The organism is Streptomyces prasinopilosus (assembly GCF_001419695.1).
Classification (GTDB): domain Bacteria; phylum Actinomycetota; class Actinomycetes; order Streptomycetales; family Streptomycetaceae; genus Streptomyces; species Streptomyces prasinopilosus.
This window is the reverse complement of record NZ_LIRG01000996.1, coordinates 1-5,210: the sequence shown is the minus strand read 5'-3', so window position 1 is coordinate 5,210 and position 5,210 is coordinate 1. Positions and strand designations below refer to the sequence as shown.

The 5,210-nt window shown below is 74.8% G+C and carries 4 protein-coding genes and 2 pseudogenes; all 6 read right to left on the bottom strand.

The window, feature by feature from the left end; all coding sequences use genetic code 11:
* Positions 1-427: pseudogene (locus AOK18_RS29495) on the bottom strand (hypothetical protein); the annotation flags it as partial.
* Positions 424-1,881 carry an HD-GYP domain-containing protein gene (locus AOK18_RS29490; RefSeq protein ID WP_055696288.1) on the bottom strand — a complete coding sequence of 486 codons (1,458 nt, stop codon included), beginning with the start codon at positions 1,879-1,881 and terminating at the stop codon, positions 424-426. The pseudogene AOK18_RS29495 and the gene AOK18_RS29490, both read right to left, overlap by 4 nt.
* Before the next feature lie 267 nt (positions 1,882-2,148).
* Positions 2,149-2,454, bottom strand: a pseudogene (gene rsrA, locus AOK18_RS29485) (mycothiol system anti-sigma-R factor); the annotation flags it as partial.
* Complete coding sequence (gene sigR, locus AOK18_RS29480; RefSeq protein WP_055573039.1) at positions 2,451-3,137, bottom strand: RNA polymerase sigma factor SigR; 687 nt, start codon at positions 3,135-3,137, stop codon at positions 2,451-2,453. The gene sigR and the pseudogene rsrA, both read right to left, overlap by 4 nt.
* A gap of 317 nt (positions 3,138-3,454) precedes the next feature.
* Positions 3,455-4,273, bottom strand: a complete 819-nt coding sequence (locus tag AOK18_RS29475; RefSeq protein ID WP_420865658.1) for an alpha/beta hydrolase family protein — start codon at positions 4,271-4,273, stop codon at positions 3,455-3,457.
* Between the two features lie 10 nt (positions 4,274-4,283).
* Positions 4,284-5,099, bottom strand: a complete 816-nt coding sequence (locus tag AOK18_RS29470; protein WP_055696287.1) for an SOS response-associated peptidase — start codon at positions 5,097-5,099, stop codon at positions 4,284-4,286.
* Positions 5,100-5,210: the final 111 nt, after the last annotated feature.

The following is a 5,210-nucleotide window of genomic DNA, read 5'->3' as shown; positions in this document are numbered from 1 at the left end:
GGGTCCGGCGGGCCAGCCGGTCGCGGGTGGGCCCGCGACCGCGGCCGATGTGCGGCACGCTGCCGAGCAGCGAGGCGGCGAGGACCACGGCGACGACCTGGGCCGCGCCGTGGTGGCTGGGCCGCCCGCCGGCCTCGCCGAGCAGCGCGTACGCCAGTGAGCCGGCGGCGGCGAGCGGTGCGGCCTGCCGGATCCGCGGTCCGTCGCGGGGCTGCGTCCCGGCGCCCGGCGGTGTTCCTTCGCCGGCCCGTCCTCCGGCGCGGGGCCGCGGTCCGTGGTGCCGGACGAGTTCACCGAAGGCGACGAGGACCCCGAAGGCGAGGGCGGCACCGCGTTCCGCGATCCCGTGCCACAGGGTGGCGCCGAGGCAACCGGCGGCGAGCGCGGCGGCGCAGGCGTGCACGAGGGTGTGCGGCCGGGGGGTCATCGGCGTGCTCCGGGCGGGTCGGCGGCCGCGTCGGCGGCCCGGGCGGCGACCGGCTCGGCGGGCGGGCCGGGAGGTCGCCCGGCGTCCTCGGCCGTCACCACGGGATGCCAGCCGGTGCGGCCGATCGCCCGCACCAGCGCTTCCACCATCCGCGGGTCGAAGTGGTCGCCCGCGCACCGCTGGAGCTCCTCCAGCGCCGCGGGCACCGGTCGGGCCCTGCTGTAGGAGCGGTTGGAGGTCATCGCGTCGAAGGCGTCGGCGACCGCCACCACCCGTGCGGACTCCGGGATCTGGCCGCCCGCCAGCCCGTAGGGGTAGCCGGTGCCGTCCAGCCGTTCGTGGTGGTGCAGCACCGCCGCGCGGGCCTCGCCGAGGAAGGAGATCCCGCGCACCATCTCGTGTCCGTACTCGGGGTGCAGTTCGATCACCCGCCGCTCCTCGGGGGTCAGCGGCCCGTCCTTGGTGAGCAGCCGGGTGGGCACCCCGAGCTTGCCGACGTCGTGCAGGATGCCCGCGAAGCGCAGCACCTCGGTCCGCTCGTCGTCCATGCCGAGCTCACGCGCGATCATCGTGGAGGCCTGGCCGACCCGCTCGCTGTGCCCGCGCATGTACCCGTCCTTGATGTCGACGGCCTGCACGAGCGCGCGGATCGTCGCCTGGTGGGCGGCCCGCTCCCGGTGGTACTGGGCGAACGCCCACCACGAGACGCACATCGGCAGCAGCACGAGGAGCGCGGCCACGGGCCCGTAGGGGCTGCGCCACAGCAGGGCCATCATCAGTCCGGCGAGCCCGTGCACGGTGACCGGTGCGAGCGACCGCAGGAACAGCCGCCACCAGGTCGTCCGCCGGGTCGTCCGCCGGCCCTCCGGGCGGGGCGTCCGGCTCCCGCGCCGGAACGGCACCCCGCCCGCCAGCGCCAGGATGCCGCGGTCCAGCAGGGTGAGCAGCAGGCAGAACACCAGCACCGAGGCGCCGGCCGCGCCCAGCGCCGCCGGAACGTCCCCGGCCGCGACCGCCTCCCGGCCGCCGGCCGTAAGGTGCGCCCGGCTCGCGGCCCACACGGCGAGGGTCAGCTGGCCGGCCCGCCAGACCCGGCGCGCGAGGAACGGCCGCTGCTCGACCGGGGCGAGCAGCGCGCCGGGCAGCGCGACCAGCGCGGCGGCGGACGGCGGCAGCAGAAAGGCCGCGGCGAGGAGGACGGGGTGGAAGGTGCCGCCCGGGCTCGGGACGCCGAGGTGCCGGGACCGGGCCAGGCGTTCACAGCCGGCGTACAGCGCGGCGAACGACGCGACGGCTCCCCAGGGGACGTCCGGTCCGGACGGGGCGGACAGCGGCGGCGTCAGCGTGCGCGGCAGCGGCGCGGACGGCAGGGGCAGCGCCGGGAGCAGGCAGAGCAGGCCCGCCACGGCGACACCGGTCACGTACATGCGGGCCCGTGCCGGTAACGCCTCCATGAGCCCCTCCCCCGACTGTGCCGGCCGCGCTCGGCCGGTCGCCTGCCAGGGTCCGGAGCCTAGGGGGGCGGAGGGCACCTCCGCGGGCCGATGACCCGCGGATTAGCGCGTACGGGTGACGGCGTTCCCCTTTCGAGGGATGCCTGCCCCGGCAGGCGTTCGCAGGACCCGCGGACGGCGGGGCTCGCGGGCTCAGGACTCCTGCGGCGCCGGGGCGGTCCGGGGCGGTGCGGCCTGCGGTGACGCGGCCTGGGACGGTGCGGCCTGGGGCGGTGCGGCCGCCTCGGGGGCGGCGGCGTCCGGGGCGGGGCCGGCCTGGCCCGAGCGGATCACGTCGATCCGGCCCATGACCTTCGCGCGCAGGTCGCCCGGCACGTCGTCCTGCCCGCAGCAGCGCTTGACCAGCTTCTTCACCGCCTGCTCGAGCCCGTACTTCTCGAGACAGGGCGAGCACTCCTCGAAGTGGTGCTCGAACTTCGCGCAGTCGGAATCCGGCATCTCACGGTCGAGGAACTCGTAGAGATGATCGAGGATTTCGCTGCAATCCGTCTCGTGCGGCTCTCCGCAGCTCATGACCTCGAGCCTTTCGCTTCGTTCGACCCTCCGGCGCCCGCCGGAACCAGTCCGCGCTCGCGCGCGTAGTCCTCGAGCATGCCGCGCAGCTGCCGACGGCCACGGTGCAGCCGGGACATCACGGTACCGATGGGTGTGCCCATGATGTCGGCGATCTCCTTGTAGGCAAAGCCCTCCACGTCCGCGAGGTACACGGCGATGCGGAACTCCTCGGGGATCGCCTGGAGCGCTTCCTTGACGTCCGAGTCGGGGAGGTGGTCCAGCGCCTGCGACTCCGCGGAACGCAGACCGGTCGACATGTGCGACGCGGCACGCGCGATCTGCCAGTCCTCGATCTCCTCGGCCCCGCTGCGCTGCGGTTCCCGCTGCTTCTTGCGGTACGAGTTGATGAACGTGTTGGTGAGGATCCGGTACAGCCAGGCCTTGAGGTTGGTGCCCTCGCGGAACTGGTGGAAGGACGCGTACGCCTTGGCGTAGGTCTCCTGGACCAGGTCCTCCGCGTCCGCCGGGTTGCGCGTCATGCGCAGGGCGGCCGAGTACATCTGGTCGAGGAACTCGAGCGCGTCCCGCTCGAAGCGCGCGCTGCGCTCGGCGGCCGATTCCGCCCGCCCGTCGCCCTGGCCCTCGGGCTGCTCCGCCTGGCCGTGATCGGTCCCTGCGTCGGTACCGGGAACCGGACCCACCTCCTCCGTCGTCGCGAGACCGGGAACGGCCTCACCCGAATCGGAGGATAGACGACGATCCGGTCCGTCCGCCGCCCGAAGGGGGACGGTCCTGGCCGCGTGCAGCACCGTCCAGTCCAGGTCGGTGCGGCCCTTGCGGCTCGGGCAGAAGGTCGAACCCATGGGGCGGACTTCCTCTCCTACGACTACGACGGCTGTGCCGGAAACCGGCGGACACGTCGGCTTCAACAGCACGGGGCGTCCGGACATTCCCGAAGCTTTACCCGGGCGGGGCGCGCGGGACGGGCCGGGCGCCGCCGCGGGAGAGGGGCGATCCGCTACGGGACGAGGGAGCCGGTCCACCGCACGACGGCGTCCGTGACGACCGCCAGGGCCTCCTCCTGCGTGATGTCCGCCCGCCGGGGCACGGCGAGGCCGTGATCGCCGTGCGCCACCTCGACCAGCTCGTACGTCCACCCGTCTCCCGCCGGCGTCCTCGCCGCGGCGCTCCCCGGCAACCGGACGTCCGGGGGGACCGCCGTCGCGCCGCCCCTCCCGAACCCGGGGAACTCACCGGGTCTGCCGAAGGGGTCGTTGCCGCCCTGGACGACGAGGGTGGGCACCCCGGTGCCGAGCAGTTCACCGGCGCGGGACTTCTCGGGCCTGCCGGGCGGATGCAGGGGGAAGCCGAGGGCCAGCACGGCGTGGGCGCCGAGTTCGCCGGCGGTCCGGCAGGCGACACGGGCTCCGGCGCTGCGCCCGCCGGCGATCACCGGCAGGCCCGGCTTCCTCAGCGCGGGCCAGAGGCCGCGCCAGCCGGTGTCCAGGGTCTTCGGCGCGGGGGCCACCTTCTTGCCGGCCACCCTCCAGGGCTGCTCCACCAGGGCCACGGTCACGCCGTGGGCGGGCAGCACGGCGGCCAGGGCCCGCAGGTCCCGCGCCTCGATGCCGCCGCCGGCGCCGTGCCCCAGCGCGAGGACGAGGCGCGCGGCGGGTCCGGCGGGGTGCCAGGTGATGCGGGCGGTACCGGCGGCGGTCTCCACGGTCTCGACGGTCCCGGCCGGCGGTTCTGCCGGGCCGGCGGCGGCAGGGGCGTCCTTCGGGCTCCGCGTGCCCTTCGTCCTCTGCGCGCTCTCCGTGGTCCCCGTGTTCTTCATGTGCGTCACGTCAGAAGAGTGTGCTCTCTTCCGGTGCTTCCAGTTCCTTCAGCAGGTCCGGGCCGTTGTTGCGGACGTTGCTGACCGCCGTGGAGACCGGGAAGGCGCGCATCAGGCCGGGGGGCGGCGGTGCGAGCAGCCCGCGCAGCTCCTCGGTCTCCGTGCGGGCGGGGTCGAGCCAGGCGTCCCAGCGGTCGGGGGTGAGCATCAGCGGCATCCGCGGGTGGATGTCGGCGAGGGTCCCCGGACCGTTCTCCGGCGCCGCCGCGAGCGGCGTGGTCTCCGCCTCGGTGGTGATGACGGTGCACGTCACCCACCAGGCCCCCGGATGGTCGTCCGGCAGGGTCCGGTCCCGCCAGAACTCGTACAGGCCCGCCATCGCGAACACCGAGCCGTCGGCCGGTGTCACGAAGTACGGCTGCTTGCGGGGACGCTTCCGCTTGCCCTCGACCTCCAGCTCCCGCTCCTGCGTGCCGGTGACCCACTCGTAGTAGCCGTCGGCGGGCAGGATGCAGCGCCGGGTGGCGAAGGCGCGGCGGTAGGACGGCTTCTCGTGGACGGTCTCCGCGCGGGCGTTGATCATCCGCGCGCCGCCCTCGGGCGTCTTGGACCAGGACGGCACCAGGCCCCACTTCAGCTTCCGCAGCTGCCGAACCGGCCGCGGGTCGTCCGCGTCCTTCAGGGCACGGTCGAGGACGGCGAGGACCTCTTTGGTGGGCGCCACGTTGTAATCGGGCTCCAGGGCCTCCTCCGGCTCCCACCGCTCCACCCCGAAGACCTCCGCGAGGACCCCGGGCCCGCGACTCGCTGCATAACGTCCGCACATACGTGCAACACTGCCAGGCCCACCCGCCCCCCGGCCACCGCACCTTCCCACGAGGCGCCGCGCGCCGCCCCCTCGGTCCGCGACCACGAGGAGTCCCCGCCGACCATGCAC

What these genes read in the sequence shown, in the direction of transcription:
- AOK18_RS29490 (WP_055696288.1), bottom strand. Translation starts at nt 1,881, where the DNA reads ATGGAGGCGTTACCGGCACGGGCCCGCATGTACGTGACCGGTGTCGCC.
- AOK18_RS29475 (WP_420865658.1), bottom strand. Translation starts at nt 4,273, where the DNA reads ATGAAGAACACGGGGACCACGGAGAGCGCGCAGAGGACGAAGGGCACG.
- AOK18_RS29470 (WP_055696287.1), bottom strand. Translation starts at nt 5,099, where the DNA reads ATGTGCGGACGTTATGCAGCGAGTCGCGGGCCCGGGGTCCTCGCGGAG.